This window comes from Pseudomonas sp. MEJ086 (assembly GCF_030209025.1).
In the GTDB taxonomy this organism is placed as follows: Bacteria; Pseudomonadota; Gammaproteobacteria; order Pseudomonadales; family Pseudomonadaceae; genus Aquipseudomonas; species Aquipseudomonas fulva_A.
The window spans coordinates 1-1,944 of record NZ_JARVSV010000045.1 but is presented as its reverse complement, the minus strand read 5'-3'; the positions used below and the strand labels follow the sequence as shown (position 1 = coordinate 1,944).

1 protein-coding gene is annotated in these 1,944 nt (G+C 63.2%); it reads left to right on the top strand.

What is annotated here, in order from left to right; genetic code table 11:
* The coding region (locus QRN22_RS24505) for a beta strand repeat-containing protein (RefSeq protein ID WP_285404326.1) at positions 1–1,944 on the top strand (1,944 nt) is incomplete at both ends.

Below are 1,944 nucleotides of genomic sequence, written 5' to 3'. Positions count from 1 at the left end.
GGTCACCAACACCAACGGAACTCTGGGCTTCAGCATCAATGTCCCAGGCGCCGACCTGGCGGCTGATAGCGACCGCACCATCGATGCGAGCATCAGCACCACCGATGCTGCCGGCAACGTTGGCACCGCCTCCGATACCGAAGGCTATAGCGTCGACACCACCGCACCGACCATCAGCGTCGATGCTCCGGCGATTAGCAACGACACCACCCCGACCATTACCGGTACGACCGATGCGCCGGTGGGTAGCATCGTCACCCTGACCGTTACCCAGAACGGCACGAGCTTTACCTTCACCACGCCGGTTCTGGCTGGCGGCGGCTACACCGTCGATGTACCGCAGACACTGGCTGAAGGCCCATACACCGTTGATGCTCAGGTTACGGATCCAGCTGGCAATACTGGCAGCGCTACCGACAACGGCGCTATCGACACCCTTGCCGGCGACACCGGCGCGGCCCCAGTCGTCACCATCACCGAAGACGCCAACAACGACGGCGTGATCAGCAAGTCCGAGCTCAATGGAGAGATCGACGTACGCGTAGGCCTGCCGGCTGGTGCGGTAGCTGGCGACACGCTGGTGATCACCAACGGCACGACGCCGCAGACCATCACGCTCACGGCTGCACAAATCACTGCAGGCTTCGTGACAACCACCTTCGCCAACCTGGGCGAAGGCAACACGCTGACCGTCGAGGCCACCCTGCGTGACCAGTTCGGCAACACCTCCGAGAAAGGTACCGACACCGCCAAGGTCGACACCCTGGCCGGCACCACCGGTGCTGCTCCGGTCGTCACCATCACCGAAGATGCCAACAACGACGGCGTGATCAGCAAGTCCGAGCTCAACGGAGAGATCGACGTACGCGTAGGCCTGCCAGCCGGTGCGGTGGCTGGCGACACGCTGGTAATCACCAACGGCACGACGCCGCAGACCATCACCCTGACGGCTGCGCAAATCACTGCGGGCTTCGTCACGACCACCTTCGCCAACCCGGGCGAAGGCAACACGCTGACCGTCGAAGCTACCCTGCGTGACCAGTTCGGCAACACCTCCGAAAAAGGTACCGACACCGCCAAGGTCGACACCCTGGCCGGCACCACCGGTGCTGCTCCGGTCGTCACCATCACCGAAGATGCCAACAACGACGGCGTGATCAGCAAGGCTGAGCTCAATGGAGAGATCGACGTACGCGTAGGCCTGCCAGCCGGTGCAGTGGCTGGCGATACGCTGGTGATCACCAACGGCACCACCCCGCAGACCATCACCCTGACGGCTGCGCAAATCACCGCAGGTTTCGTCACAACCACCTTCGCCAACCCGGGCGAAGGCAACAGCATCACCGTCGAAGCTGCCCTGCGTGACCAGTTCGGCAACACCTCCGAGAAAGGTACCGACACCGCCAAGGTCGACACCCTGGCGGGCACCACGGGTGCTGCTCCGGTCGTCACCATCACCGAAGATGCCAACAACGACGGCGTGATCAGCAAGGCTGAACTCAATGGAGAGATCGACGTACGCGTAGGTCTGCCAGCTGGTGCAGTGGCTGGCGACACGCTGGTGATCACCAACGGAACCACCCCGCAGACCATCACCCTGACTGCAGCGCAAATCACCGCAGGTTTCGTCACGACTACCTTCGCCAACCCGGGTGAAGGCAACACGCTGACCGTCGAAGCCACGCTGCGCGACCAGTTCGGCAACACCTCCGAGAAAGGTACCGACACCGCCAAGGTCGACACCCTGGCCGGCACCACCGGTGCTGCCCCAGTCGTCACCATCACCGAAGACGCCAACAACGACGGCGTGATCAGCAAGGCCGAGCTCAACGGAGACATCGACGTACGCGTAGGCCTGCCAGCCGGTGCAGTGGCTGGCGACACGCTGGTGATCACCAACGGCACGACGCCGCAGACCATCACGCTCACGGCAGCGCAAATCAC